25 protein-coding genes and 1 tRNA gene are annotated in these 25,268 nt (G+C 61.3%); 17 read left to right on the top strand and 9 right to left on the bottom strand.

Translation table 11 applies throughout. The features are described 5' to 3' along the window. Nucleotides 1-26: 26 nt before the first annotated feature. Nucleotides 27-116: transfer RNA gene (locus ACT54B_RS15310), tRNA-Ser, on the bottom strand. 290 nt (nucleotides 117-406) lie between these two features. Between ACT54B_RS15310 and rplU the strand changes: the two genes are divergently transcribed. The 4 genes from rplU (at nucleotide 407) to ACT54B_RS15290 (ending at nucleotide 2,367) form a co-directional block, all read left to right on the top strand. After that, nucleotides 407-724, top strand: coding sequence for a 50S ribosomal protein L21 (gene rplU, locus ACT54B_RS15305; RefSeq protein WP_476045987.1), 318 nt, complete (start codon nucleotides 407-409; stop codon nucleotides 722-724). 35 nt (nucleotides 725-759) lie between these two features. Beyond that, entirely contained in the window at nucleotides 760-1,029 is a 270-nt protein-coding gene (gene rpmA / locus ACT54B_RS15300; protein WP_476045986.1) for a 50S ribosomal protein L27, read from the top strand. A 130-nt stretch (nucleotides 1,030-1,159) separates the two neighbouring features. After that, nucleotides 1,160-1,792: a GNAT family N-acetyltransferase gene (locus ACT54B_RS15295; RefSeq protein WP_476046238.1), complete on the top strand. Its 633-nt coding sequence runs from the start codon at nucleotides 1,160-1,162 to the stop codon at nucleotides 1,790-1,792. Continuing rightward, nucleotides 1,789-2,367 (top strand): GNAT family N-acetyltransferase, encoded by a 579-nt coding sequence (locus tag ACT54B_RS15290; RefSeq protein WP_476045984.1) that lies wholly within the window; start codon nucleotides 1,789-1,791, stop codon nucleotides 2,365-2,367. Before ACT54B_RS15295 ends, ACT54B_RS15290 begins: the two co-directional genes overlap by 4 nt. Before the next feature lie 19 nt (nucleotides 2,368-2,386). Here the strand turns inward: ACT54B_RS15290 and ACT54B_RS15285 are convergent, their stop codons facing one another. After that, on the bottom strand, nucleotides 2,387-3,247 hold the full coding sequence (locus ACT54B_RS15285; RefSeq protein WP_476045982.1) for an endonuclease/exonuclease/phosphatase family protein: 861 nt from the start codon (nucleotides 3,245-3,247) through the stop codon (nucleotides 2,387-2,389). Between the two features lie 84 nt (nucleotides 3,248-3,331). Here ACT54B_RS15285 and obgE point away from each other — a divergent pair, with 84 nt between their 5' ends. The 10 genes from obgE to ACT54B_RS15235 all read left to right on the top strand — a co-directional run bounded on the left by obgE (nucleotide 3,332) and on the right by ACT54B_RS15235 (nucleotide 13,455). Then, nucleotides 3,332-4,402: a GTPase ObgE gene (obgE, locus tag ACT54B_RS15280; RefSeq protein WP_476045981.1), complete on the top strand. Its 1,071-nt coding sequence runs from the start codon at nucleotides 3,332-3,334 to the stop codon at nucleotides 4,400-4,402. A 5-nt stretch (nucleotides 4,403-4,407) separates the two neighbouring features. Then, nucleotides 4,408-5,568, top strand: coding sequence for a glutamate 5-kinase (gene proB / locus ACT54B_RS15275; RefSeq protein WP_476045980.1), 1,161 nt, complete (start codon nucleotides 4,408-4,410; stop codon nucleotides 5,566-5,568). Between the two features lie 34 nt (nucleotides 5,569-5,602). Then, a complete protein-coding gene (locus ACT54B_RS15270; protein ID WP_476046237.1) occupies nucleotides 5,603-6,844 on the top strand; it encodes a glutamate-5-semialdehyde dehydrogenase in 1,242 nt (413 codons plus the stop codon). After that, nucleotides 6,844-7,476: a nicotinate-nucleotide adenylyltransferase gene (locus ACT54B_RS15265; RefSeq protein ID WP_476045979.1), complete on the top strand. Its 633-nt coding sequence runs from the start codon at nucleotides 6,844-6,846 to the stop codon at nucleotides 7,474-7,476. The genes ACT54B_RS15270 and ACT54B_RS15265 overlap by 1 nt, the downstream gene beginning before the upstream one ends. Nucleotides 7,477-7,682: 206 nt before the next feature. Then, nucleotides 7,683-8,129, top strand: coding sequence for a ribosome silencing factor (gene rsfS / locus ACT54B_RS15260; RefSeq protein ID WP_476046236.1), 447 nt, complete (start codon nucleotides 7,683-7,685; stop codon nucleotides 8,127-8,129). 54 nt (nucleotides 8,130-8,183) lie between these two features. Further along, a complete protein-coding gene (gene rlmH / locus ACT54B_RS15255) occupies nucleotides 8,184-8,666 on the top strand; it encodes a 23S rRNA (pseudouridine(1915)-N(3))-methyltransferase RlmH (RefSeq protein ID WP_476045977.1) in 483 nt (160 codons plus the stop codon). 231 nt (nucleotides 8,667-8,897) lie between these two features. Next, nucleotides 8,898-10,235 (top strand): murein hydrolase activator EnvC family protein, encoded by a 1,338-nt coding sequence (locus tag ACT54B_RS15250; protein WP_476046235.1) that lies wholly within the window; start codon nucleotides 8,898-8,900, stop codon nucleotides 10,233-10,235. Then, nucleotides 10,225-11,547: a S41 family peptidase gene (locus ACT54B_RS15245; RefSeq protein ID WP_476045976.1), complete on the top strand. Its 1,323-nt coding sequence runs from the start codon at nucleotides 10,225-10,227 to the stop codon at nucleotides 11,545-11,547. Before ACT54B_RS15250 ends, ACT54B_RS15245 begins: the two co-directional genes overlap by 11 nt. Nucleotides 11,548-11,670: 123 nt before the next feature. Next, on the top strand, nucleotides 11,671-12,900 hold the full coding sequence (locus tag ACT54B_RS15240; RefSeq protein WP_476045975.1) for a divergent polysaccharide deacetylase family protein: 1,230 nt from the start codon (nucleotides 11,671-11,673) through the stop codon (nucleotides 12,898-12,900). 18 nt (nucleotides 12,901-12,918) lie between these two features. Further along, nucleotides 12,919-13,455, top strand: coding sequence for an RNA pyrophosphohydrolase (locus ACT54B_RS15235; RefSeq protein ID WP_476045973.1), 537 nt, complete (start codon nucleotides 12,919-12,921; stop codon nucleotides 13,453-13,455). Between the two features lie 13 nt (nucleotides 13,456-13,468). Here the strand turns inward: ACT54B_RS15235 and ACT54B_RS15230 are convergent, their stop codons facing one another. The 3 genes from ACT54B_RS15230 to ACT54B_RS15220 are packed head-to-tail and all read right to left on the bottom strand — an operon-like array spanning nucleotide 13,469 to nucleotide 19,246. Then, nucleotides 13,469-16,804 carry an error-prone DNA polymerase gene (locus ACT54B_RS15230; protein WP_476045972.1) on the bottom strand — a complete coding sequence of 1,112 codons (3,336 nt, stop codon included), beginning with the start codon at nucleotides 16,802-16,804 and terminating at the stop codon, nucleotides 13,469-13,471. A gap of 11 nt (nucleotides 16,805-16,815) precedes the next feature. After that, a complete protein-coding gene (locus tag ACT54B_RS15225; protein WP_476046234.1) occupies nucleotides 16,816-18,333 on the bottom strand; it encodes a Y-family DNA polymerase in 1,518 nt (505 codons plus the stop codon). After that, nucleotides 18,284-19,246 carry a hypothetical protein gene (locus ACT54B_RS15220; protein ID WP_476045970.1) on the bottom strand — a complete coding sequence of 321 codons (963 nt, stop codon included), beginning with the start codon at nucleotides 19,244-19,246 and terminating at the stop codon, nucleotides 18,284-18,286. Before ACT54B_RS15220 ends, ACT54B_RS15225 begins: the two co-directional genes overlap by 50 nt. A 262-nt stretch (nucleotides 19,247-19,508) precedes the next feature. On the opposite strand from ACT54B_RS15220, the gene ACT54B_RS15215 reads away from it, so the two are divergent. Next, nucleotides 19,509-19,931, top strand: coding sequence for a metallopeptidase family protein (locus ACT54B_RS15215; RefSeq protein WP_476045969.1), 423 nt, complete (start codon nucleotides 19,509-19,511; stop codon nucleotides 19,929-19,931). Nucleotides 19,932-19,954: 23 nt separating this feature from the next. Here ACT54B_RS15215 and ACT54B_RS15210 read toward each other — a convergent pair whose 3' ends face one another. Both ACT54B_RS15210 and ACT54B_RS15205 read right to left on the bottom strand, forming a co-directional pair. Then, entirely contained in the window at nucleotides 19,955-20,161 is a 207-nt protein-coding gene (locus tag ACT54B_RS15210; RefSeq protein WP_476045968.1) for a DUF1737 domain-containing protein, read from the bottom strand. Further along, nucleotides 20,158-21,069 carry an HpcH/HpaI aldolase/citrate lyase family protein gene (locus ACT54B_RS15205; protein WP_476045966.1) on the bottom strand — a complete coding sequence of 304 codons (912 nt, stop codon included), beginning with the start codon at nucleotides 21,067-21,069 and terminating at the stop codon, nucleotides 20,158-20,160. The genes ACT54B_RS15210 and ACT54B_RS15205 overlap by 4 nt, the downstream gene beginning before the upstream one ends. A gap of 113 nt (nucleotides 21,070-21,182) precedes the next feature. On the opposite strand from ACT54B_RS15205, the gene ACT54B_RS15200 reads away from it, so the two are divergent. Both ACT54B_RS15200 and leuD read left to right on the top strand, forming a co-directional pair. Further along, a complete protein-coding gene (locus ACT54B_RS15200; RefSeq protein ID WP_476045965.1) occupies nucleotides 21,183-21,419 on the top strand; it encodes a hypothetical protein in 237 nt (78 codons plus the stop codon). Between the two features lie 120 nt (nucleotides 21,420-21,539). After that, on the top strand, nucleotides 21,540-22,145 hold the full coding sequence (gene leuD / locus ACT54B_RS15195) for a 3-isopropylmalate dehydratase small subunit (RefSeq protein ID WP_476045964.1): 606 nt from the start codon (nucleotides 21,540-21,542) through the stop codon (nucleotides 22,143-22,145). 63 nt (nucleotides 22,146-22,208) lie between these two features. Here leuD and ACT54B_RS15190 read toward each other — a convergent pair whose 3' ends face one another. Further along, on the bottom strand, nucleotides 22,209-23,135 hold the full coding sequence (locus ACT54B_RS15190) for a pyridoxal-phosphate dependent enzyme (RefSeq protein ID WP_476045963.1): 927 nt from the start codon (nucleotides 23,133-23,135) through the stop codon (nucleotides 22,209-22,211). 169 nt (nucleotides 23,136-23,304) lie between these two features. Continuing rightward, complete coding sequence (locus tag ACT54B_RS15185) at nucleotides 23,305-25,062, bottom strand: glucan ABC transporter ATP-binding protein/ permease (RefSeq protein WP_476045962.1); 1,758 nt, start codon at nucleotides 25,060-25,062, stop codon at nucleotides 23,305-23,307. Nucleotides 25,063-25,268 lie beyond the last annotated feature (206 nt).

Genomic DNA, 25,268 nt, shown 5'->3' with positions numbered 1-25,268 from the left:
CACCCGAATTCAAAACAGGAAAAGAATGGCGGAGAAGGAGGGATTTGAACCCCCGATACCCTTGCAGGTATGCCGCATTTCGAGTGCGGTGCATTCAACCACTCTGCCACTTCTCCGCAACACTGGTTGGCGCCGTATCGACGCGGGGTGCTACATAGCGGCGAAATTCTTCCCTTGCAAGGGCTTATCTTCACGCCACTGTCGCTTTTGCCTTGACAGGATAGACGCCTCCACGTAATTGGGCACGCGATGCAAAAGCCCCCTGGTGGGTTCCGCATTGCCCCTGCTCGTTTGCGGGGTTTCACCGGCGGCGCAGCCCAGATAGACGCACCGCCTCCAAACCGACTGGCAAAAAGACGGCCGCGGCGTATGCCGAAGAGCCGGAACGGACATGAAAGGATAAAAAATGTTCGCAGTCATCAAAACCGGCGGCAAGCAGTACCGCGTGGCAGCCAACGACGTGCTGACCATCGAAAAGCTGGAAGCCGATGCCGGTGCATCTGTAGAATTCACCGAAGTTCTGGTTGTTGGCGAAGGCGCCGATGCAGCCATTGGTGCGCCCTTCGTGGCTGGCGCCAAGGTTGTTGCCGAAGTGGTCGAGCAGACCCGCGGCAAGAAGGTCATCGCCTTCAAGAAGCGCCGCCGCCAGAATTCCAAGCGCTCGCGCGGCCATCGCCAGCATCACACGGTCGTCCGTATCACGGACATCGTGGCTGGCAAGTAATCCATCGCACCTGAGCACACAGAAGGAGATATCCCATGGCACACAAAAAAGCTGGCGGTTCTTCGCGCAACGGTCGCGATTCTGAATCCAAGCGCCTTGGCGTAAAGAAGTTCGGCGGCGAAGCCGTCGTTGCTGGCAACATCATCGTTCGCCAGCGTGGCACCCAGTGGCATCCGGGCCAGAACGTTGGCCTCGGCAAGGACTACACGATTTTTGCCCTTACGGCCGGTAACGTGAACTACCGTACGAAGGCCAATGGCCGCGTGTACGTGTCTGTAATGCCGAAAGCGGAAGCTGCGGAATAAAGCCGGAAGCAACAAGCAGCCGGCGTCTCATCGACCCGGCTGAACTTGGAACCAAGGTTCAGTCCTCCGAAAAGGGAGATGAGGCGCCAGCCCCATCTCCCTTTTTTCTTGCCCCAAGGAGGACATGACCATGCAAGACCTGATGTTGAGGGAGGGACCATCCCGGTCCCCCGAAGAGCGGTTGCGGCCAGACAGGCCAAGGACCGATTGCCCCGTCCTGCTTTCGGAGCGGCTCGTTCTGCGCGCGCCCCACACGGACGACATCGACGCCCTTGCCCATCTCGCCAATAATGCCAACGTCGCCACCATGGTCTCCCGTATGCCGCATCCCTACACGGCAAACGACGCCGCCGATTTCGTGCGACGCGCGAAAGCGGGCGTGATCGGCAAATGCGTCTATGCCATTACGCTCGGCGAGAACGGTCATTTTGTCGGTTGTTGCGGGATCGAACCCGTCGACGATTCCACGGTGGAAATCGGCTACTGGTTGGGCGAGCCGCACTGGAATCGCGGTTATATGACGGAAGCGGCCCAGGTGCTGATCGACATGGTGTTCCGCACCCGGATGGACATACAGTTCATCGACGCCCGCTGCCGGGTGACAAATGTCGGCTCGCGTCGGGTGATCCAGAAGTGCGGTTTCCAGTTCCAGGGCACGGGAATGGTTCCTTGCCAGGCGCTGGGCGCCATGGTTCCTGTGGAATGGTTCCGGCTGGATCGCAAGACCTGGATATCGTTGCGGACGTGGGGAGGAGCACGATGATCGCCCCCCGTACCTTCCAGGAATGCCCGGGTGGCTTTTCGCTGCCCTGGCTGGATCCGCTCGAGACGCCCCGGTTGAGGCTGAGGCCGCCTTTGCTGGAAGATGCAGAGGCGATTGCCGACAGTCTGAACCGCTTCTCGGTTGCGCGAATGCTGCCTTCGCTGCCCTTTCCCTATGACAGGCAGGATGCGTTGGAATGGCTGTTGCCCCGCGCATGCGGTGTCCAGCCCGGCTGGACGCTGGCCATTACCCAGACCGACCTGCTGGCCGGCATGGTGACCGTGGAGAAGATGGGCGGTCACTGGACGCTCGGCTACTGGCTCGCCCCGCAGTTCTGGGGGCGCCGCTACGCCAGCGAAGCCGTGCGGACCGTGGTGGAGGCCTTCTTTGCTCAGCAAAGCGGGGAGCCTTTGCTTGCCTCGGTGCTGACCGACAACCCAGCCTCCTTCGCGCTTCTTTCGCGCCTGGGTTTCAAGGTTACCGGCTGCCGCGAGGTATTTTGCCAAGCGCGCGTGGCGATGAAGACACTGATCGAGTTGCGGCTCGATCCGGCTGATCTTTCACCCCTCCCGTGAGGAAACGGGAGCTGGCCTGTCAGGCCAGCTCCATGAACAGCGGAAAATGATCGGAGCCGCGAACGCTATTGTCAACGAACGCGGTTTTCAGCCGGCCGGCGAGGCTTGCACTGACAAGGGCGTAGTCGAGCCAAAGCCGCTCTGTCTCGCCTGCCGGGCCTTCCCAACTGTAGCTGCCGGATGGCCTTTGCCCGAGAAATGCATGGGCATCGACGGGCAAGGTCCGGCGGGGGACGCGGCCGTAGAAGGGGTCTTTTGCGCCGAACAGGCTTTCATATTCCGGCGTTTCGGGCTGGAGGTTGAAATCTCCGAGGACGACATAGTCTTCCGGTGCGGGCGTGTCGGCCATCCCCATTTCTGCGGCCCCCGTGACGGCCACACCCTCGCCCGGTACGTCAGTCAACCAGCGTTTCAGGCATGCAATCTGCAGCAGGCGCTCTTCTGGAGAAACATGGTCAAGATGGACGGAGTAGACGCGGATCGGACCGGAGGGAGCGAGAATGATTGCTTCGAGTGCGGAGCGTTGAAGGTTCAGCCGCTCGTAGGTCCGGCTGCGCGGCAACATCAATCCACGAACGGACAGGATCGGATGGCGGGAAAAGATCATGTTGCCGAACTGCAGCCGGTGCTGAATCAGCCGCCCATCGCGTTCCTCCATGTTCAGAAGGATGTCCACGGGCGCATGAAAGGCGCTGAAATGGCGCGGAAGGCGCGCTTCGAGTCCCGCCACCATGTCGTCATATCCATTGCGGGCGAAGTTGCGCGTGACTTCCTGGAGAGCGATTATATCTGCGTCCCTGACGGCATCGGCAATGCGCTCGAGATCGTAGCGACCGTCGAGACCCACGCCGTACTGGACATTGTAGCCTGCAAATTTCACGATAATCTTTGACCTCCGCGGGGACGGGCTATATCGAGTAGCCTTCCTTAGCATGACACATCAAACCGAGCGAACGGCAAACCCATGAAATTTCTTGACGAAGCCAAGGTCTATATCCGCTCCGGCGATGGCGGGGCCGGCGCGGTTTCGTTCCGCCGCGAAAAATTCATCGAATTCGGCGGTCCGGATGGCGGCGATGGCGGCCGTGGCGGCGATGTCTGGGTGGAGGCGGTGAACGGCCTCAACACCCTTATCGATTTCCGCTTCCAGCAGCATTTCAAGGGCAAGACCGGCGTGCACGGCATGGGCCGCAACCGCACCGGCGCCAATGGCGAGGATGTGACGCTGAAGGTGCCGGTCGGCACCCAGATCTTCGAGGAAGATGCGGAAACGCTGATCTGCGACATGACGAAAGAAGGCCAGCGCTTCCGCCTTGCCAAGGGTGGCAATGGCGGCTTCGGCAATGCCCATTTCAAGACCTCGACCAACCAGGCGCCGAACTGGGCCAATCCGGGCCTTGAGGGCGAGGAAAAAACCATCTGGCTCAGGCTCAAGCTTATCGCCGATGCGGGCCTCGTCGGCCTGCCCAATGCGGGCAAGTCCACCTTTCTGGCCTCGGTCACGCGGGCCCGGCCGAAGATTGCCAATTATCCCTTCACCACGCTGCATCCGAATCTCGGCGTTGCGACCATCGATGGCCGCGAATTCGTGCTCGCCGATATTCCGGGCCTGATCGAGGGCGCGCATGAGGGTGTCGGCATCGGTGATCGCTTCCTCGGCCATGTGGAGCGCACCCGTGTGCTTCTGCACCTCGTTTCGGCGCAGGAAGAAAAGGTCGGCAAGGCCTACAAGACCGTCAAGAACGAACTCGAGGCCTATGGCGGTAACCTGATCGGCAAGTCTGAGATTGTCGCCCTGTCGCAAATCGACGTGCTTGACGAGAAGGAATTGAAGAAGAAGGCGAAGGAGCTGGAAAAAGCCTGCGGCCAGAAAGTCTTCGTGCTTTCCGCCATCACCGGCTCCGGCATGACCGAGACGCTGCGCGCCCTGAGGGACGTCATCGTCGAGGCCGGCCGTGACGAGGACCTCGCCCTTCCGACCAGACAGGCGCCTGCGCCGACGGACATGGAAGACGACGGCGAACAGGAGGACTGAGGGGCATGACGGCAAAGCGGAAGGCGCTCGCCAGCCACCGGCGCATCGTGATCAAGATCGGCTCGGCCTTGCTGGTCGATCGGCAGACGGGCCTGAAGACGGCCTGGCTTGAGGCCATGTGCAGCGATATTGCCCGGCTGAAGGCTGATGGCATCGATGTGCTGGTCGTCTCCTCGGGCGCAATCGCGCTTGGGCGCTCGGTGCTGAAGCTGCCCTCCGGACCGCTGAAGCTCGAGGAAAGCCAGGCGGCTGCCGCCGTCGGCCAGATCGCGCTGGCCCGCGCCTGGTCGGAAAGCCTCTCTCGCCATGACATCGTCGCCGGTCAGATCCTGCTGACGCTCGGCGACACGGAAGAGCGCCGCCGTTACCTCAATGCCCGCGAAACGCTGAACCAGCTCATGAAGATGGGCTCCGTGCCGATCATCAACGAGAATGATACGGTCGCTACCACCGAGATCCGCTATGGCGACAACGACCGGCTGGCTGCCCGCGTGGCGACCATGGCGGGCGCCGATCTCCTGGTGCTGCTGTCTGACATTGACGGCCTCTATACGGCTCCGCCTCATCTCGATCCTGAAGCCAAATTTCTGGAGATCATTCCGGCAATCACGCCTGAGATTGAGGCCATGGCCGGCGGTGCGGCCTCGGAACTGTCACGCGGCGGTATGCGCACCAAGATCGATGCGGGCAAGATCGCGACCAGCGCCGGCTGTGCTATGATCATCGCCTCGGGCAAGCCGGATCATCCGATCCGCGCCATAGAGGAAGGGGCCCGCTCCTCCTGGTTCGCACCCTCGGGAACGCCGGTTACGGCGCGCAAGACCTGGATTGCCGGCCAGCTGGCGCCTGCCGGCGAACTTCATGTGGATGCCGGGGCTGAACAGGCGCTGACGGCGGGCAAGAGCCTGCTTCCGGCGGGCATCCGCATCGTGCGCGGTGCCTTCGAGCGCGGCGACACGGTTTCGGTAATCGGCACGACGGGCATCGAAATTGCCCGCGGCCTTGCGGGCTATGACGCGGACGAGGCACGGTTGATTGCCGGCCGCAAGACAGGGGAAATCGAGGCGCTGCTCGGCTATTCCGGGCGGGCCGCGATGATCCATCGCGACGATCTGGTGATGACGGGTGTAAAGACCAAGGATGTGAAGGAGGCCCTCCGTGCTTGACAGAACCCAGCAGGAAGAGGGCATCGAGGCGGTCATGAAGCGCATGGGCGCGGCCGCAAGGGCGGCCAGCCATGCGCTTTCCATCGCCTCCACCGAGGCCAAGAATGCCGCGCTCTCCGCCATGGCCGACGCCATGGAGGCGAAGGCGGGCGATATTCTATCCGCCAACCGGCAGGATCTCGACCGGGCGGCAGGCTCCGGCCTATCCGCCTCCTTCATCGACCGCCTGACCCTTTCGGAGAAGAGCGTGAAGGCGATTGCCGATGGCATCCGGGCGATTGCCGGCCTTAAGGACCCGGTCGGCGAGGTGATCGCCGCCTGGGACCGGCCGAACGGCCTCCATATCGAGCGCGTGCGCACGCCGCTGGGCGTCATCGGCGTGATCTATGAAAGCCGGCCGAATGTCACGGCGGATGCGGGCGCGCTCTGCCTCAAGGCGGGCAATGCGGTGATCCTGCGCGGCGGCTCTGATTCGCTCCTTTCATCGCAGGCGATCCATGCCTGCCTGGTGGATGGCTTGAAGGCAGCCGGACTGCCGGAAGCGGCGATCCAGCTCGTGCCGGTCGCCGACCGCGCAGCGGTCGGCTTCATGCTCGGCGGTCTCGACAATTCGATCGACGTCATCGTGCCGCGTGGGGGAAAGAGCCTCGTTGCCCGCGTGCAGGCGGAAGCCCGCGTGCCGGTTTTTGCCCATCTCGAAGGCCTCTGCCACATCTATGTGGATGGCACTGCCGATCTCGACATGGCGAAACCGGTAGTGGTCAATGCCAAGATGCGTCGCACGGGCATCTGCGGTGCGGCCGAAACCCTGCTGGTCGACAGCGCGGTGATCGGCACGCATCTTACACCCCTGGTCGAGGCGCTTCTTGCCGCCGGTTGCGAGGTGCGTGCCTCCGCTGCCGTGCTGAAGGTCATTCCGGGGTTGAAACCCGCGACGGAGGAAGACTGGCGCACCGAATATCTCGACGCCATCATTTCCGTTGCGATCGTCGACGGGATTGGCGGGGCGATCCACCATATCAACACCTATTCCTCGCATCATACGGAAGCGGTGATTGCGGAAGATCCGGCCGTGGTGGAGCGCTTCTTCAACGAGATCGACAGCGCCATCCTCTTGCATAATGCCTCGACCCAGTTCGCCGATGGCGGCGAGTTCGGCATGGGGGCGGAAATCGGCATCGCGACCGGCAAGATGCATGCGCGCGGGCCTGTCGGCGTGGAACAGCTCACCTCCTTCAAGTACCGGGTGCGCGGCTCCGGGCAGATCCGTCCCTGATGGAGCCCGGCGACGGGCGCCTGGAGCGGCGCCACCTCCGCCTTCCCCATACGGAGCCCGGCATGGTCATCGGGCTCTTCGGCGGGTCCTTCAACCCGCCCCATGCGGGCCATCTGCTGGTTTCGGAAATCGCGTTGCGCAGCCTCAGGCTCGACCGTCTCTGGTGGATGGTGACGCCCGGCAATCCCTTGAAAAGCCGCCGCGAACTGAAGCCGCTTGCCGAGCGCATTGCCGCAAGCGAGGCGCTCGCCCGGGACCCGAAGATCGTCGTGACCGCCTTCGAGCACGGCTTTGGCGAAGCCTATACCGCCCGCGTGCTGGCCCGGCTGAAGGCGCTTCGCCCCGGCGTGCGCTTTGTCTGGATCATGGGCGCCGACAATCTGAAGACCTTCCACCACTGGCAGGACTGGGAGAAGATCGCCGCTACCTTCCCGATCGCCGTTATCGACCGTCCGGGCTCGACGCTCGCCTATCTCTCCTCGAAAATGGCCCAGCGCTTTCATCGCGCCCGTGTGGAAGAGAGCGATGCCGGTCTGCTGGGGCTGATGAAACCGCCGGCCTGGACGTTTCTGCACGGTCCTCGTTCTTCGCTGAGTTCAACCGCGATTCGACAGGGAAAGGATCGCGATTGACCGTTGCAAGCTTCGGTCCTGCTTGGCGGCGTAGGGTAAGTCTGGTCCGTTTGTTACCGCTGATTTACCCACCGGACCGGAGAAATGGTCCATAGCCTTGAAAAGGCAAAGGGTTAATGCCATTTTTACAGCTACGCCTCCGTGCGTCTGTCTGCGCACGAGACGTGATCTTGAGAGAAGAATGGCTCCGCTATGAGCCGACCCTCGTGCCTGTTCGGTCATCAAGGAAAGGAAAGACACTGACAACGGTACACACCAAGGGGAAAGCCGCTGGCACCTCCCCGAAGAGCAAGGAACGTGGCGCTGATGCTGCCGCCCATGCTCTGGAGCTGGTCCTCACAAGCCTCGAGGACTCCAAGGCTGAAGACATCGTCACCATCGACATTGCCGGAAAATCCGCGCTCGGAGACTACATGGTCGTTGCCTCCGGACGGTCGAGCCGACACGTGTCCGCAATCTGCGATCACCTGATCTCCGACATGAAGGAAGAAGGGTATGGCAACGCCCGCGTCGAAGGCCTCGAGGCCGGCGACTGGGTGCTGATTGACACGGGTGACATCATCATCCATGTGTTTCGCCCGGAAATCCGGGAGTTCTACAATCTGGAAAAGATGTGGGGCGCCCCTGATCTGGACGACGAAACACGGCATTGATCCGGCCCTGACCGCAGGCGGGCCTGGAAGGGGCCGCCTGAAGACGGGGTGGAGATGCGCATCACGCTGTTTGCCGTCGGGCGGCTGAAGGCCGGTCCCGAGAAGGATCTCGCGGGCCGCTATATCGAACGGTTCTCGAAAGCCGGTCCCGCCTGCGGTCTCGAACTCAAACGCGTGGTGGAAGTCAACGAAAGTCGTGCTTCCAGTGCCGAGACCCGCAAGCGCGAGGAAGCGGCCGAACTGGAAAAAGCGCTGCCCGAGGGCGCGCTTCTCGTGCTCCTCGACGAACGCGGCAAGGCGCTTGGCAGCGAGGATTTGGCCGAACGGCTGGGCCAGTGGCGCGATGGCGGCAAGCGCGATCTGATGATCGCGATCGGCGGGGCCGACGGCCTCGATCCGGCGCTTTACGACCGCGCCGATCTGGTTCTCAATCTCGGCAAGCTCACTTGGCCGCACCAGATCGTGCGCATCCTGATTGCCGAGCAGCTCTATCGGGCCGTGACCATCCTGACCGGCCATCCCTATCACCGCGTATGATGGGAGCGTCATCCTCCTGCAAGGCTCGTGGCTTTGAATGGCTTTTTGCCGCAAATCAGCTTAACCCAGCATGATGATGTCCAACCTGCGATCTTCCGCTGTTCCGATATGCCATAGCCATCCGCGCGTCGGAGGGCTTGCGGCCGGATTTGGGGCTGTAGCATGATCCCGGTTGGCACGCGCAACGGGGCAGGGCGAGGCCGCCTCGTCAGCTTGTGGCTCTGTGTCGGGATGATTCTGGCGGCAGCGCCTGCCGCGCTCAGCCAATCGGCGTCAGAGCCTTCGTCTTCCGCCGCTCAACCGGCCGCTGCCGCCGACGAAGCGAAGCTTCGCGAACAGCAGGCGAAGACCCGTAGCGAACTGGAAGCCATAGCCCGATCCCTCAAACTCTCGGACGAGAAGGTCAAGGGTCTCAAAGACAATATCAATGCCTTGCAGCAGACGAGTGCTGCCCTGCGGTCGAAGGTCATCGAATCTGCGGCGAGACGGCGTGAACTTGAAAGAACCATCGCCAAGGGGGAGAAACGACTGGCGGATCTGGAGGTCCGGCAGGACGGCATCCGGAATTCGCTGCGGGAGCGTCGGTCGGTGCTCGCCGAGGTCCTGGCGGCCCTGCAGCGCATGGGCCGAAATCCTCCGCCGGCCCTCCTGGTGACGCCGGAGGACGCTTTGGCGTCTGTCAGAAGCGCCATTCTTCTCGGTGCTGTCGTACCCGGCATGCGCAAGCAGACGGATGCCCTGCTGGCGGATCTCGATGCCCTCGCGAATATCCGTGCAGACATCCAGACGGAGAAGACCGCTCTTACGGCCGATATGCAGAACCGGCTTGAGGAAGAGCGCCGCATGGATCTGCTCATCGGCCGCAATGACGCGGTTTCTCAGAAGGACAGCGCCACAATCGAGGAAGAACGGAAGAAATCCGAAGAGCTTGCTGCGAAAGCAAAGAGCATGGACGACCTGATCTCTTCGCTGGAGCGCGACATAAGCTCGGCGCGCGAAGCCGCCGACGCTGCGCGAGAGGCTGCAGAACGGCAAAGCCGCATGAGCGAAGCCGAACGGCAGCAGGCCCGCGAGGCGGCCCTTGCCAATCCCGATCAAAACCGGATTGCGCCCGCCATTCCTTTCGGCTCGCTGAAAGGCAAGCTTGTCTTGCCGGTGAATGGCGAGACTGTGCGACATTATGGCGATGATGACGGAACGGGCCATCCGGCGCGCGGTATTGCGGTCGCTGCCTCCCCGGGCGCCCTGGTAACGGCGCCTGCCGACGGACATGTGGTGTTCGCCGGCCAGTTCCGAAGCTACGGGCAAATGATCATTATCAATGCCGGGGACGGCTATCATCTTGTCCTGACCGGCATGGATGCCATAAAAACGGCACAAGGAAAGTTCGTATTCGCAGGCGAACCACTCGCAGTCATGGGTGAAAAAAGAGTGGCCAGCGCAGCGGCATTGGCGCTGGAAACAGATCGCCCAACCCTTTACATTGAATTTCGGAAAGACGGAAAACCGGTTGATTCTCAATCGTGGTGGTCCGGCAAGCTGAGCGGAAAGGCAAACAATGATACGTAGGGCTTCCCTGGTAGTCGTCGGCGCATTGCTGGGCGCGACAGCCATGAGCGTGATTTACTCGGCCGGCGTTCCGGCGGAAGCGGCAGGCGCATCCACCTACAAGGAACTGTCGATCTTCGGCGACGTTTTCGAACGGGTTCGTGCGCAATATGTCACCCCGCCTCAGGAGGACAAGCTGATTGAGAACGCCATCAATGGCATGCTCTCGTCCCTTGACCCGCATTCGAGCTACATGAATGCGAAGGATGCGGAGGACATGCGCGCCCAGACCAAGGGCGAGTTTGGCGGTCTCGGCATCGAAGTGACGATGGACAACGATCTGGTCAAGGTCATTACCCCCATCGATGATACGCCTGCCGCACGCGCGGGCGTCCGTTCCGGCGACTACATTTCCGAGATCGACGGCAAGTCTGTTCGGGGTATGAAGCTCGAAGACGCCGTCGACAAGATGCGTGGTGCGGTCAATACGCCCATCAAGCTCTCCCTGATCCGCAAGGGTGAAGCAAAACCGATCGTGCTTACGATCGTCCGTGACATCATTCCTGTCCGGGCCGTCAAATTCCGCGTCGAAGGCGACGTAGGATATCTGCGCATCATCTCCTTCTCGGAGAAGACCTATGACGATCTGGAAAAGGCAATTCAGACCATCAAGAAGCAGGTTCCGGCCGACAAGCTGAAGGGCTATGTGCTCGACCTGCGCCTGAACCCGGGTGGTTTGCTCGATCAGGCCATCAATGTCAGCGATGCCTTCATGGAACAGGGCGAAGTGGTTTCCACGCGAGGCCGCAATCCGGAAGAAACCCGCCGGTTCAGCGCCGGACCCGGGGATCTGGGGGATGGAAAGCCGGTCATCGTACTGATCAACGGCGGTTCCGCCTCTGCTTCGGAAATCGTGGCCGGCGCCCTGCAGGATCAGCACCGGGCAACAATCCTCGGGACCCGATCCTTCGGCAAGGGCTCCGTGCAGACGATCATTCCGCTCGGCGACAATGGTCTTCTTCGTCTCACGACGGCGCTCTATTACACGCCGTCCGGCAAGTCGATACAGGGTACGGGGATCAGCCCCGACATCAAGGTGGAGCAGCCTCTTCCCGAAGACCTGAAGGACAAGCTTACCACTGCTGGCGAGTCGAGCCTTCCGGGGCACATCAAGGGTCAGAACGAAACGGACGAAGGCTCCGGTTCCTCCGCCTATGTTCCGCCGGAGCCCAAGGACGATGTGCAGCTCAATTATGCGCTTGACCTTTTGCGGGGCAAGAAGAGCGATCCGCACTTCCCGGCGGAAACCAGCAAGGCGGAAGTCGCTCAATAAGGACGAGAATGCAATGGCGCCGCGCTGCGGCGTCATTAGCCAAGCGCAGCGTTCGAACCGGATTTTCCGTCACCTCCGGGAGCGGAGTTCGGATTTTTCGGTGCGCCGGGATGGGGACTGGAATTGGGAAGCGATCTGAACACACCGCTGGGACAGAACAGGCGACCGCCGGAAGGCGGACGCGGGTTTGGCGGGCTGATGCGGGCGATCGGGCTGGTCGCCGTGCTGGGCGTGATCGGATTGTCGGCCTATGGATTGCGACCTCGCGAGCCCGCCCTCAAGACCGCTGCATCGCCCGAAATTACCGGGACGACACCGGAAAAGAAGACGGGCACCGCGCCAGATCCTGTGGCGGTCGTGGTGCCGGACGCCGACAAAGCTGCCCTGAACGGCATGCCGAAAAGCGGACCCCGGTCGGGCGCAAACGTCGTGCGCACCCTCACCGATGACGGGGTGCTGGTGACGAAATACACGCCCGGTCAGCGGACGCAGAACGGTGCCGTGTTGCTGGATGCGACCAGCGTGGGGCAGGACCCGCGGATGGCGACCATTCCCGCGGATGATCTGCTCGAAAAAACGGCTTTTGGGCCGCTTCCGATCATCAGCACCGACGGTTTGAGGCCAGTGGACCGTTATGCCCGGCCGTGGTCGGGTGCGCACGGTGTGCGAATTGCCATCGTGGTGGGCGGTCTGGGGCTCAGCCAGACGGGAACGCAAAATGCCATTCGCCAATTGCCTGACGAGGTGACGCTGGCCTTTGCCTCGAGCGGCAACAGCCTGACCCGATGGATGCAGGAGGCGCGCCGTTCGGGTCATGAAATTCTTCTTCAGGTGCCCTTCGAGCCCTTCGATTACCCGGACAATGATCCGGGTGCCGACACGCTGCTGACGTCGCTTTCTGCCGAGAAAAATCTCGCAAATCTGCATAAGGCCATGGGCAAGATCACCAATTATACCGGTGTGATGAACTATCTCGGTGGTCGCTTCCTCTCCGACCAGAAGGCAATGGATCCCGTGATGAAGGATATAGCGGCGCGTGGCTTGCTGTTCCTGGACGACGGAACGGCTGCCCGCTCTCTCAGCGGCCATTATGCGAAGGCGCTGAACATGCCCTTCGGTTTTGCCGATGTCTTGCTGGATCAGGATGTGGATGAGCAGTCGATCCTGACCAAGCTGGACGAACTTGAGCGTATCGCCCGGCGAAATGGGCAGGCGATTGGCGTTGCTTCGGCCTTCGACGAGAGCGTCGCTGCCATAGCGCAATGGAGCGAACAGGCCACCATGCGCGGCATCGAGATCGTGGGCGTATCGGCGATTGCCACCGAGAATACCGTGACGACGGCCGGAAACTGATCTTTGCCGGGGGATGAGATGACAAGGACAATCAGGGCAGAAGACCTGCCCTACCGCCCCTGCGTGGGCATCATGGTTCTCAATCGTGAGGGTTTGGTCTGGGCCGGCCGCCGCATTCCGGAAGGGAATTCGGAATATGACGGCTCGGCGGCTCTTTGGCAGATGCCCCAGGGCGGCATCGATGCGGAGGAGGACGCTCTGGAAGCGGCCTATCGCGAACTCTATGAAGAGACGGGTATCCGCACGGTCTCCCTGCTTGCCAGCGCACGCGACTGGATCCATTACGATCTGCCGCCGCATCTGATCGGTATCGGTCTCAAGGGAAAGTATCGCGGACAGACCCAACGCTGGTTTGCCTTTCGCTTCGAAGGGGATGAGACCGAGATTGCCATCAATCCACCGCCCGGCGGGCATATGGCGGAATTCGATGCCTGGGGTTGGAAGCCCATGCATGACCTTCCTGAGCTGATCGTGCCCTTCAAACGGGATGTCTATCGGAAAGTGGTTGCCGAGTTCGAGCATTTGCTGTCGCTTCCTGCCTCTTCGGAGGCTTGAGCGAGCCGGCGCGTCAGTGAAAATTCCTTCCCTTGGGCATGACCTGCCGGATATCGTTCACCAGTTCCGGCATTTCCTTCAACAATGTCCGAGCCTGGCTGGCCGGATTTTTCCGGAAGCGTTGCTCTTCCACAGGGCGCTTCACTTCATCGGCTCTTGCCAGTGTATCGATGGCGACCCTGTCCCGCGCAAGATCACTTAACTGTGCGGTCCGGTCGGTGATCGATGCGGCCACCACATGGATAACCCCATCCGCCTTCTGCACGCGGCCGCGTATTTCCACCAGCCGCGACCCCAGCACGACCGGACGATAGACAGCGAATACCTTCGGCCAAACAATCACATTGGCACTGGCGGTTTCGTCCTCCAGCGTCATGAAAATCACGCCCTTGGCCGAGCCCGGTCGCTGGCGCACGAGGACCAGCCCGGCAATGGATACCATGCGTCCGTGGGTGATGCGTTCCAGTGCATGGCAGGGCAGGACCCCATCCCTTTCCAGCGAAGGCCGAAGAAACTGTACGGGATGGGCTTCCAGCGACAGGGACAGGCTGCGGTAATCCTGGACCACCGCTTCTCCCGGCGACAGGGCCGGTATGATGACAGACGGTTCCGGCTGCAATTCCGTTGTTTCTCCGTTCTGAAGGGCGTGCTCGAAAAGCGGCAAATGCTCTGCCGCACTCTTTTCTTCAAGAGCCCGTACGGCCCAGAGGGCTTCGCGTCTTTCAAGACCCAGGGAACGGAAGGCATCCGCATCGGCCAGCTTTTCGATGGCCCCCCGGGACAGTCCGGATCGTAGCCACAGGTCCCGGACCGAACGATATCCCCCTTCCCGCGCGGCCACGAGCTGATCCATCTCCGGAGAGCTGAGACCCTTCACCTGCCGAAAGCCGAGGCGCACGGCTTTTGTCGTTTTTATCGCCCCGGCCATTTCCCGGTGTCGCCAGGCAAGGCGGCGGGGATCGAAGCGGGATTCTTCCAGCGTGCAGTCCCAGAAGGATTGGTTGATGTCGACGGGACGAATTTCCACACCATGATCCCGGGCATCGCGCACGATCTGGGCGGGCGCATAAAAGCCCATGGGCTGAGAATTGAGCAAAGCGGCGCAGAAAACATCGGGATACCAGGCCTTCATCCAGCAGGATGCATAGACAAGCAGCGCAAAAGAGGCGGCATGGCTCTCCGGAAAGCCATATTCGCCAAACCCTTCGATCTGCCGGAAGCAGCGTTCGGCGAACTCTGCTTCATAGCCTCTCGCCACCATGCCTTCGATCATCTTGATGCGGAAGGAGTGAATCGTGCCAACCCGGCGGAATGTCGCCATGGCGCGCCGGAGCTTGTCTGCTTCCGCAGGCTTGAAGCCTGCCGCCACGATGGCGATCTTCATCGCCTGTTCCTGGAAGAGGGGGACGCCAAGTGTCCGGTGCAACACGCTTTTCAGCTCATCCTTGGGATAGGTTACCTCCTCTTTTTTCTGCCGGCGCCGGAGATAGGGGTGGACCATGTCGCCCTGTATCGGTCCGGGGCGCACGATCGCCACTTCGATGACCAGGTCGTAAAAGCAGCGGGGTTTCAGCCGGGGCAGCATGCTCATCTGTGCGCGACTTTCGATCTGAAACACCCCGATCGTGTCGGCGCGGACGATCATGTCGTAGACATTTTCCTGTTCCTTCGGAATTTCCGCCAGCGAATAGCGCCTGCCATAGTGCAGCGCCAGCAGGTCCAGCCCACGTCGAAGGCAGGAGAGCATCCCGAGCGCCAGAACATCGATCTTGAGAAGGCCGAGCTGATCCAGATCATCCTTGTCCCATTCCACCATGGTGCGCCCCGGCATGGCCGTATTCATGATGGGAACGACCTCGTCCAGACGGGATCTTGTGATCAGGAAGCCGCCGACATGCTGGCCGAGATGACGGGGAAATCCCATCAGCATGGAAGCATAGCCCAGCACGCGCTGGGTGAGGGGGTCGGAGACATCGAGCCCTGCGGCCTTCGCTTCGCGGTCTGAAAGGTCATTGTTGGACCAGCCCCAGATGGAGCCGGCGAGAGCCGATTGGACATCTTCAGAAAGGCCGAAGGCCTTGGCGACTTCACGGCCCGCCATGCGGGCCCGATAGGTCGTGACCGTGGCCGCAAGGCCCGCATGCTCGCGACCATACTTGCGGTAAATATACTGGATCACATCTTCGCGCCGATCATGCTCGAAGTCCACGTCGATATCCGGCGGCTCCCGTCTCTCGGGGGAGATGAAACGCTCGAACAGAAGATCGGTCATTGCCGGGTCCACTTCCGTGATACCCAGACAGAAGCAGACGGTGGAATTGGCCGCCGAACCCCGCCCCTGGCAAAGAATGCTCTGCGAGCGCGCATAGCGGACGATATCGTGGACGGTCAGGAAGTAGGGTTCGTATTCCAGCTCCCGGATCATGGCGAGTTCATAGGCAATCTGTTCGTGAATCTTTTGTGGAATCCCTTCGGGATAGCGCCTTCGCGCTCCTTCATAGGTCAGCCGATAAAGGGTTTCGGGAAGAGTTTCTCCCGGAACGCTTTCATCGGGATATTCATGCTTCAGCTCGTCCAGATTGAAGTGGAGCTTTTGGGAAAGGGTCCAGCTCTGTGCCACGGCTTCAGGGCACAGACGGAAAAGCCGGGCCATTTCCCGGGCATCCTTCATATGGCGCTCGCCATTTGGCCGAAGCAGAAAGCCTGCCTCCGAAACAGGTACGTGATGGCGAATGGCCACGAGCACATCCGCAAGCGGGCGTCGTTCGGCCACATGACAGAGCGGTTGATTGGTGGCTATGAGGGGAATGTCGGCACTTCTGGCCGCCGTCATCGACACCTGCAGAATGCGCCGGTCGCATCCATCGTAGCGGGGCGTGAGCCCGAGATGGAGCCAGGAGCCGAAGATCCCGCGCAAGCGAGAGAGAAGCGAGAAAAAGCCTTCCGCTTCCACCTCCTCCGGCTTTGGAAGGAGAATGAGCGCCATATGCCGCCCAAAAGTCAGAAGGTCCTCTTCGAAAAGCGTGCAATCGCCCTTCTCGGAGCGCAGGTTGCCCTGGCTCAGCAACCGGCAGAGAGCCCCCCATCCTTCCCGGTTGGCGGGGTAGGCGAGCATGTCGGGTGTCTCGTCGGCAAAGACAAGCCGCGCTCCCGGGTGATAGCGCAAGCCCTCCTCCTTGGCGAGCGCATGGGCACGCACCACCCCTGCCACAGTATTGCGGTCTGCCAGCCCCAGTCCCGAAAGCCGGAGCGCCAGGGCCTGACGGGCCATCTCTTCCGGATGGGAAGCGCCCTCCAGAAAGGAGAAATTGCTTGAAGCCCCGAATTCGACGAAGGGCAGGGTGTCCACGACATGTCTCCTCAGGCAAAAAGGCCATGCATGAACCAGCGCGGGGAGACGGGCTCCTGTCCGTACAGGCCTTGCCGGTACAGCCAGTAACGGCGACCGCTTTCATCCTCGATCCGGTAATAGTCGCGGGTGAGCACGTCCTCACCCTCTATCCACCATTCTCCGCCGATCCGTTCCGGCCCTTCGGATTTCACAACGCGATGCATGGCTCGTCGCCAACGGAATTGAACCGGCGGTCCATCCGGTACTTCCGCCACCGCTTCCACGGGTTCCGGATACCGAAAAAGCCGGATGGGGCGGACAGGCCGGAAAGGTGCCGGGGCGGGCATTTCCTTCGGGCTTTCAAGCCCTTCCCGGGCGGATACGAGAAAGGATGATCTTTCCGGAAGGTGACTTTCCCGAAAGACCGGAATCATCAGACATTCCGGCCCGAAGCGAGCACTGGCCTGATCGATGAAATCGGCAAGGTTCTCGGCCATTTCGGGCGAACGCCCCAGATCCATCTGCCGGCTTTCCAGCGGTTCTGCATGGGAGACGGCCAGCCGGATGATTTCAAATCCATAGCCGGCATCGATATCCTCCTGAAGCGCCGTAAGGCGTCCGGCAAAAAGCGCTTCCATGCGTCGGGCGTCTCTCAACGGGCGCGAAGACCCGGCATGAACCCGGAAAACCGCGCCATCCACCCGGAAAAGGGAAAGTTCGAACAAACGCCCGCCCAGCCCGCGGCGTTCCAGAAGCGGCACGAGCGTCTTTGAAAGCTCTCCTGCCAGGAACAGCAAGTCTTCTTCGCGCGTCACGGGCTCGGAGAGACGGCGTTCCGCCGAGAGGCCGGCAACCGGAAGGCGGGGTGAAATGGGTTCATCCTCGCGCCCGAGCGCCTGATCGAGACGCAGGAGAGGCGTAGGCCCGAACCGACGGCAGAGAGGCGCTCGCGGCAGGGCCATCAGGCTGCCAACATCACGAAGCCCTGCTTTCAGCAAGCCCTCCACGACGGCAGGATTCAGGCGGAGGGCTTGGACAGGGAGTTTGGCAAGGCGATCCGCTCCGTTCTGGCGGGAAACGATGCGGGAGCCCGCGCTCTGACCTTGTTCGAAATGCGCGATGGCCCAGGAAAGCCCGGGGGTATCGGCAATGGCTGCCTTGACGTCCAGGCCCATTCCCGAAAGCCGCAGGGCCAGATCGTCGAGAAGCCCTTCCTCTCCCCCGAAGAGATGACTGCAGCCGGTAATGTCGAGAAAAAGCCCGTCATCGCCATCCCTGGCAACAAGGGGCGTGTATCGGCTGCACCAATCGGCCAGGGCGTGCAGGAATTGACGGTCTGCCTGCGGGTCCGATGCAACCGTATCGAGACCGGGGCACATGGCACGGGCTTCCGCAAGGCCCTGTCCTCTTTTGAGGCCTAAAGCGGAGGCCTTTTCATCCAGGGCCACAAGCCGCATGGTGTTGCGTTCACGCCCCGCGGCTACAAGGGGGGGACGGTCAGGAGGCGTGGCTGAACGCCACGACGGACCCCATCGCTTGCGCGCGATCCGGTCTGTCGACAGCCGGGGGAAGGCGAGCGCCAGGATTCGCTGGTCCGGCCGGGTTGCGGACAGGAGGGATGCTGGCATCGGGGAGGGCGAAAAGGCGTTCATGGGCGTTCCATTCGATGGCTGTGGCCGTGGAGAGGGGAGGCAAGGCCGGATCCGGACTTTTTTCCACCCGAAGTGCAAATCCCGGTGCGCCGATGGTGCCCTCCAAGGGGCGTCCATCCGGCAACCGGTAATATCCGGAGGCGGAAGGCGCCGCCTCCAGACGAAACAGCGTGCTGCCCGCCTCTTCCGCGCCGCCCTGACGCAACAGAAGAAGCAGGCTTCCCGCATGGCGGGCCCTAAGGCTGAGACGACGGCTTTCTCCCAGCCCGAAGCGCGGGGAATTGCCCATCATTTCAAGGATCACTGCCCGAAAAGCACGGCTGGCAAGGGCCGCTTCTGCAAGCCAGAGCGCGTCCTCCAGACGCTTTGGAAAAGCCTGAAGAAAGCGGACTGAAAAGAGCCCATGATCGGCCAGACCGGCCGCAAAGGGCTCGCCTGCTTCTCGGGCAACGCTCCGCTCTCCGATGAAGAGAAAGGCAGGCTCTGTGCCCCGCGCCTCCTCTTCCCGGGCCATGAAGGCACAGAAAGACAAAGCAAGCCCTGTAGACGCGCCGGCATTGCGCAGTTCGGTACTGCGGATTTCGGCCATGCCCGCTCTGGGCAAGCCGCCCGGAAGCGCTCCAGCCAGGGGAGGAATGGCAAAATTTGCGCGCTCCTTTCCGGTGTCTTCCCCGGAGCGGCGGGAAGCTTTGGTCGCGGACGCTTCCATACCCTCCGGATCGAGGGAAGCGACCGGCTTTCCTTCCATTCGGGCGATGGTTTCGCGCAAGGCGCAAAGTCTCTCCCGCGCCAGGGCCTCCTTCGCCATGACGTGCTCCTGTTTTCGATGACTGTTGACGGGGAACGTGGGCTATCTGCCGTTTGTTCCCTTTATGTTCTAATAGATTCCAGAAGCGGGCCGAAGAGTCAACGGTGCTTGGCGGCCTGGGCGGGAAGGGAAGCCGGGAAGAGAAATCTCCTCTCCGCCATTAACGCTACGGAAATATTGCCTTCCCGCCGCCTTATGCCGTGATCGCTTATACTCGAAAATTTTTCCGGATGGGCCTATATGGAAATTCCAAGGAGGCAGAATGGCCCGCATAGACCAGACCGAAGACTGGCGCGAAAAACATGCGCCGACACTCAGTACCTTCGAATCGCTTGCGATCGAGGCCTTTGGCCAGTTGCCGGAGGAATTCCGCCTGCTGACCGGCAATCTGGTCATCGAGGTGGAGGACTTTCCTTCAGATGACGTTTTCGAGGACATGGCGCTCGAAACACCCTTTGATCTGCTCGGACTCTTCGAGGGGCGGGGATTGACGGAGCGCTTCTCCATGGAAACCGGCGACATGCCCAACCGGGTCTTTCTCTACCGTCGACCGATCCTGGATTACTGGGCGGAAAATGACGAGACGCTGGGCGATATCATCACCCATGTGCTGATCCACGAGATCGGCCATCATTTCGGCCTGTCGGACGAGGACATAGAGCGGATCGAGGCGAGCGTGCCCTAGGCGCGCTCGCCATCGCCCCATTCCTAATAGTCGGACAGCTTGATGTCGGGCGTATAATCCTTGCCCGGTACATCCTTGACGACAGCCTGGCCGGCATAGGTCTTGCCGGCTTCCTGGTTGAAGGTCAGGCTGGGGGCGCCATGCAGTTCCCATCCGGCATTGAGCGCAGCGGTCACACGGTGACAGAAGGCGGAATCGTCGGGCCCCGTCAGAAAACGGTAGAGTTTCATGGGCTGTCCTTTCGTGAAGCGATGCGATCGGCAAGGGCGATGAGCTGCCCGGCCTGCTCAAGATGCAGGCGTTCGACCATGTGTCCGTCCATATTGATGACGCCGAGACCGGCTGCTGCCGGATCTGCAAAGGCCGAGACGATACGGCGAGCCTCTTCAAGTGCCTGCTCCGACGGACCAAAGCAGCGGTTTGCCGCTTCGATCTGGGCAGGATGAATGAGCATCTTTCCGTCGAAACCCATAGCCCGGCCCTGCTGACATTCCGCCTCGAAAGCGGGGAGGTCGCGGAAGTCGTTGGAGACGCTGTCCAGCGCGTCGAGGCCGTAGGCGCGGGCTGCCAGAAGAATCTGCATCATCCATGGGACGAGGTATTGCCGGCCCTTTTCCGGCAAGACGCCGGTATCCTTGCGCAAATCGTTGAGGCCGATGACGAAGGCTTCCAGTCGTGCATCCGGCGTATGGGCCGCCTCGGCAATCAGCGCGGCATTCAGAACCGCCCGGGGGGTCTCGATCATGGCCCAGATGCGCATGGCGTCCGCACCGTCGGCTTCGGAAAGCCTGTCTGCCACGTCGAGAATGACGCGGGGCGTTTCCACCTTCGGCAACAACACTGCATCCGGTCCGCAGGCCAGAACCGTTTCCAGATCCGCGCCCAGATGGATACTGTCGGCCGAATTGATCCGGATGACAAATTCCGCCTGCCTGTCTGACGGAAGGGCCCCGAAGAAGCGTTTCAGATTGTCCCGGGCCTCGTTCTTTTTCTCCTCTGCCACAGAATCCTCCAGATCGAGGATGAAAACATCGGCAGAAAGGGTCGCGGCCTTTTCCAGCGCCCGCAGATTGACGGCTGGAATGCTGAGCGCCGAGCGGCGGGGAACAAGCGGACGGGACGAACGGGTGATGCGCATGGCCCGTTTTGCCAAGCTTTCGAAGTCCGCGCAAGCCGCGCGATCAGGAAAGGCCTCCCCCTTGCGGACAGGCCATGCCGGGACCATATGGAACTTAACGAAAGGATTTTGTCATGCACGGTCTCCTCTCCCTTCTCTTTGCGGCCGGCAGTGTTGTGGTTCTCGGCTTTCTCGGTTTCGTAACGCTGTCTTTCGGGCTGGTTCTTGCGGCGATCCTGTCGCTGACCATGGCCGCGCGGGCGATGATGCCGCAGCCGAAGCCGGTCCATGTCCGTACCGAAGCCAAGCGTCCCGGTGAACGCGTCACCCGTATCTGGAACGACGGACGCGGGACCATCATCGACATGTGATCGTCGAGGCTTTTGCCGACCCGGCCTTTCCGGCCGGGAGACAAAAGATTCCCCTTCAAATTTCCGCGGAATTCCTCTATGGCCCAAGAGAATTCCTGAAACGCGTGAAGGCCCAGATCCATGGACAAGTTCGTCAAGCTCACCGGCGTTGCCGCGCCCCTTCCGGTCGTCAACATCGACACCGACATGATCATCCCCAAGGATTACCTGAAGACGATCAAGCGCACCGGTCTCGGCAAAGGTCTCTTCGCCGAAGCCCGTTACAAGGAAGACGGTTCGGAAAACCCGGATTTCGTGCTGAACAAGCCGGCCTATCGCAATGCGCAGATCCTGGTCGCCGGCGACAATTTCGGCTGCGGTTCCTCGCGCGAACACGCGCCGTGGGCGCTGCTCGACTTCGGCATCCGTTGCGTGATCTCCACGTCCTTCGCCGACATCTTCTACAACAACTGCTTCAAGAACGGCATCCTGCCGATCGTGGTCAGCCCGGAAAACCTGTCCAAGCTGATGGATGACGCCGAGCGCGGCTCGAATGCCGTGCTGACGGTTGACCTGGAAAGCCAGGAAATCACCGGTCCGGATGGCGGTCGTGTCTCCTTCGAGATCGACGCCTTCAAGCGTCACTGCCTGCTGAACGGCCTCGACGATATCGGCCTGACCCTTGAAAAGGGCGCTGCCATCGACCGCTTCGAAACGGCGAATGCCTCGTCCCATCCCTGGGCCTGATCCTTATCGTTCATAGCTGACAACAGTTCGCCCGCGATGGTTTCCATCGCGGGTTTTTCTGTCTCAAGACTGCTGCATTTCCTGCCAGGACCGGATCTTGTCGAGCGAGACCGCAATGCCTCCGCAGATAACGACCAGCGGGTTCTGGTAGCGAGAGAGCAGCTCCGCATGGACATCTGCGACGGCAAGGGCCGCTCCGCAGGCAGGTTCGACCAGTAGCCTGAACGCGTCGGCAAATTTCAGCAGGGCTGCCACCGCATCCGCATCCGTAACGGTAAGGCTGATGGTGGGATGGCTGCGGGCATCGTCAAAGGTTCGCTCGGCCACCCGTCTTGCGCCGAGCGAGGTGGCGATGGAGGTAATGGCCGGCAAGCTCACCCGTTCGCCTGCCTTCAGGCTTTCCGCCAGAGATGCGGCCCCTTCCGTTTCTACGGCCAGGAGAGGCACATGGCTCAGCCCATTGCGGCGCAGGCCTTCAATCATCCCGCTCATCAGTCCACCGCCGCCGACGCTTACCACCACGCAGTCGAAGGGCTTTCTTGACGCGACCACTTCATCGATCAGGCTGGCATGACCCTCCCAGAGCAAAGGATGATCGAAGGGATGCACATAGGCTGCTTCTTCCGCCTTTGCCGCTTCCCGAGCAAACTGGTCCGCCTCATCGAAGGCTGCGCCATGCACCGCCACCCGAGCGCCCACCCCCTCGATGCGGGCGCGTACATCCGCCCCCGTGGTTTCGGGGACGACAATCGTGACGGGAACGCCGAGCGCCCGGCCTGCATGGGCTGCGGCAATGCCGGCATTGCCTCCCGACGCGCAATAGATGGCGCGAGCGCCCGCCGCCACTTCCGCTTCACACAGCTTGCCGATGCCTCGGAGCTTGAAACTGCCCGAAGGCTGCAGAGCATCCATCTTCAGCAACAGAGGCCGGCCGGTTGCCGAATAGGTGGTTGAGGTTTCCAGAAGCGGGGTTTCGATGTGAAGGGGCATGCGCTTTGATCCTGTTGTGGCCGGACTGCTCAGCCCTTGTTGCCTGCCTGTCCTGCGTCGTCAACGGGTCTGCGCCTCATGCCGCCTGACCGTTTCCCCTTTCTGGCTGCCAAAAGCAGACCGCCCGCGCTTTGGGCGCGAGCGGCGAAGGAAAGGGAATAAGGATGGCTCAGGCCGCTTCGTGCGCCTTGCGCACTTCGTCATCGGTCAGGATGCCGCTTGCACGAAGCAGGGCCGCGAAGCGCCCATTGCTGTGGCTGAGTTCGTCGAAACCACCCATTTCGATAATTTTGCCATGATCCAGAAAGATCACCAGATCGGCCTCGCGCACGGTGGAAAGACGGTGGGCGATAATGAAGGTCGTGCGATCCTTGCGCAGATTGTCGATAGCCGATTTGACCCGGGCTTCGGTTTCCACGTCGAGGGCACTGGTCGCTTCGTCCAGAACGAGGATCGGGGCGTTCTTGAGGATGGCGCGGGCAATGGCAATGCGTTGCCGTTCGCCGCCCGAAAGCCGGTTGCCGCGCTCGCCCGCTTCCGTATCGAAGCCATTCAGGCGGCTTTCGATGAATTCGGCCGCGGCAGCCGCATCGGCTGCTGCCCTTACGGCCTCGTCATCCGCCTCTTCCTTGCCGAGCCGGATATTGTCGCGGATCGATCGGTTGAGCAGGCCCGCATCCTGGAACACGGTTGCGATGGATGCGCGAAGCGACTTGCGCGTGACGGTCGAAATATCCGTTCCATCGATCAGGATGGATCCGCTCTGCGGATCATAGACGCGCTGCAGCAGGTTGATGAGGGTGGTTTTGCCGGCACCGGTCGGTCCGACGATGGCAACCGTCTGGCCGGCCTTTACCTTGAAGGAAATATCGCGCACGCCCTGGGTCGCATTGGCGAAGTCGAAGCAGATATTGCGGAATTCCACATCGCCCCGCACCTTGTCGAGCGTGCTGGAATTGGCTGGTTCTTCCCGATCCTTCACGGCATCTTCCAGCTTGAAGAAGTCTTCGAGCTTCGAGCGGGCCTCGAAAATCTGGGTGGCGAAAGCCCGCATCTGGTCGAGACGGCCAACGAGAAGGCCTGCGAAGCCGATAAAGGCAATCACGTCACCCACCTTGATCTCCCCGTTCTGCACGAGGACCGTGCCGATGACGAGGATGATCATCATGGAAATGGTCGATGCCATGCGGTTCAGCGCGCTGGCCAGCGCCCACCAGTCCAGCACCGGAAGCTGGGCCGAAATGAGCTGGCTTGCGAAGGATTTCAGGGCCCGGGTTTCCGACTCTATGCGGTTGTAGCTGTGAATGACCGATACATTGGAGATCACGTCGCTCACATGAGAAAAGACCGTATGGTAATGCGCCTCGACGGAGGCCTGCCCTTCCTTGGTGCGGCTCATGACGACGCGGCCGATGATCCAGTAGAGAATGCCGAGCACGACCAGAACGATCGACAGACGGTAATCCATGCTGAAAGCAGTCGGGATCAGAAGGGCGAGCGCCACGGCCGTTGCCAGATGGGTGCGCATGAATTCCAGCCAGAGGCTGAACAGCGTTTCACAGGCCCGCAACAATGTGTGCAGTGCGTTCGAGGTGCCGCGCTGGTTATGCCAGGCAAGCGGCATGGAGATGATGCGGCCAAAAGCTTCGGTCAAAAGCGATGCGCGCCGCTCATGAGCGAGGCGGTCCGCTTCACGGGCCACGAGCACAAAGGCAATGGTATTGAAAACACCGAAGCCAGCCCAGGCCAGAAGCATGGGCGTCACCGTTTCGCGGGAGGAAATCGCATCGATGATGCGCCCGAACAAGATGGGTTCCGCAATGGTGATCACCGCCAGCACGATGTTGGCCGCAACGACAAGCGAAACCCTCATCCGGAAGGCGGAAAGGTAGCTCAAGGCGCGGGCATAGACCTGGAATAGCGACACAACGGATCCTTTCGCGTCTTTCTCCATTTGGGCGGCAGGGTACAGAAGCCTAGCTGAACTCAGGATTAACGGAGCACGGGCTCTGCTGCGCTGCGACATCGCGGCTGAACTACAGCGGAACGAGGCGTGCCTTGGCCGCGTCGAACCGGGAATAACAAGGCAAAAATTACCAGTGCCGATAAAAAATGTGTAAAAATGTCGTATCG

The organism is Gellertiella sp. DMC107 (genome assembly GCF_056313605.1).
This window is presented reverse-complemented; position numbering and strand designations above follow the sequence as displayed.

Coding starts and splice junctions, on each gene's coding strand:
- rplU (WP_476045987.1), top strand. CDS start 407: ATGTTCGCAGTCATCAAAACCGGCGGCAAGCAGTACCGCGTGGCAGCC.
- rpmA (WP_476045986.1), top strand. CDS start 760: ATGGCACACAAAAAAGCTGGCGGTTCTTCGCGCAACGGTCGCGATTCT.
- ACT54B_RS15295 (WP_476046238.1), top strand. CDS start 1,160: ATGCAAGACCTGATGTTGAGGGAGGGACCATCCCGGTCCCCCGAAGAG.
- ACT54B_RS15290 (WP_476045984.1), top strand. CDS start 1,789: ATGATCGCCCCCCGTACCTTCCAGGAATGCCCGGGTGGCTTTTCGCTG.
- obgE (WP_476045981.1), top strand. CDS start 3,332: ATGAAATTTCTTGACGAAGCCAAGGTCTATATCCGCTCCGGCGATGGC.
- proB (WP_476045980.1), top strand. CDS start 4,408: ATGACGGCAAAGCGGAAGGCGCTCGCCAGCCACCGGCGCATCGTGATC.
- ACT54B_RS15270 (WP_476046237.1), top strand. CDS start 5,603: ATGAAGCGCATGGGCGCGGCCGCAAGGGCGGCCAGCCATGCGCTTTCC.
- ACT54B_RS15265 (WP_476045979.1), top strand. CDS start 6,844: ATGGAGCCCGGCGACGGGCGCCTGGAGCGGCGCCACCTCCGCCTTCCC.
- rlmH (WP_476045977.1), top strand. CDS start 8,184: ATGCGCATCACGCTGTTTGCCGTCGGGCGGCTGAAGGCCGGTCCCGAG.
- ACT54B_RS15250 (WP_476046235.1), top strand. CDS start 8,898: ATGATTCTGGCGGCAGCGCCTGCCGCGCTCAGCCAATCGGCGTCAGAG.
- ACT54B_RS15245 (WP_476045976.1), top strand. CDS start 10,225: ATGATACGTAGGGCTTCCCTGGTAGTCGTCGGCGCATTGCTGGGCGCG.
- ACT54B_RS15235 (WP_476045973.1), top strand. CDS start 12,919: ATGACAAGGACAATCAGGGCAGAAGACCTGCCCTACCGCCCCTGCGTG.
- ACT54B_RS15220 (WP_476045970.1), bottom strand. CDS start 19,246: ATGGCGAAGGAGGCCCTGGCGCGGGAGAGACTTTGCGCCTTGCGCGAA.
- ACT54B_RS15215 (WP_476045969.1), top strand. CDS start 19,509: ATGGCCCGCATAGACCAGACCGAAGACTGGCGCGAAAAACATGCGCCG.
- ACT54B_RS15210 (WP_476045968.1), bottom strand. CDS start 20,161: ATGAAACTCTACCGTTTTCTGACGGGGCCCGACGATTCCGCCTTCTGT.
- ACT54B_RS15205 (WP_476045966.1), bottom strand. CDS start 21,069: ATGCGCATCACCCGTTCGTCCCGTCCGCTTGTTCCCCGCCGCTCGGCG.
- ACT54B_RS15200 (WP_476045965.1), top strand. CDS start 21,183: ATGCACGGTCTCCTCTCCCTTCTCTTTGCGGCCGGCAGTGTTGTGGTT.
- leuD (WP_476045964.1), top strand. CDS start 21,540: ATGGACAAGTTCGTCAAGCTCACCGGCGTTGCCGCGCCCCTTCCGGTC.
- ACT54B_RS15190 (WP_476045963.1), bottom strand. CDS start 23,135: ATGCCCCTTCACATCGAAACCCCGCTTCTGGAAACCTCAACCACCTAT.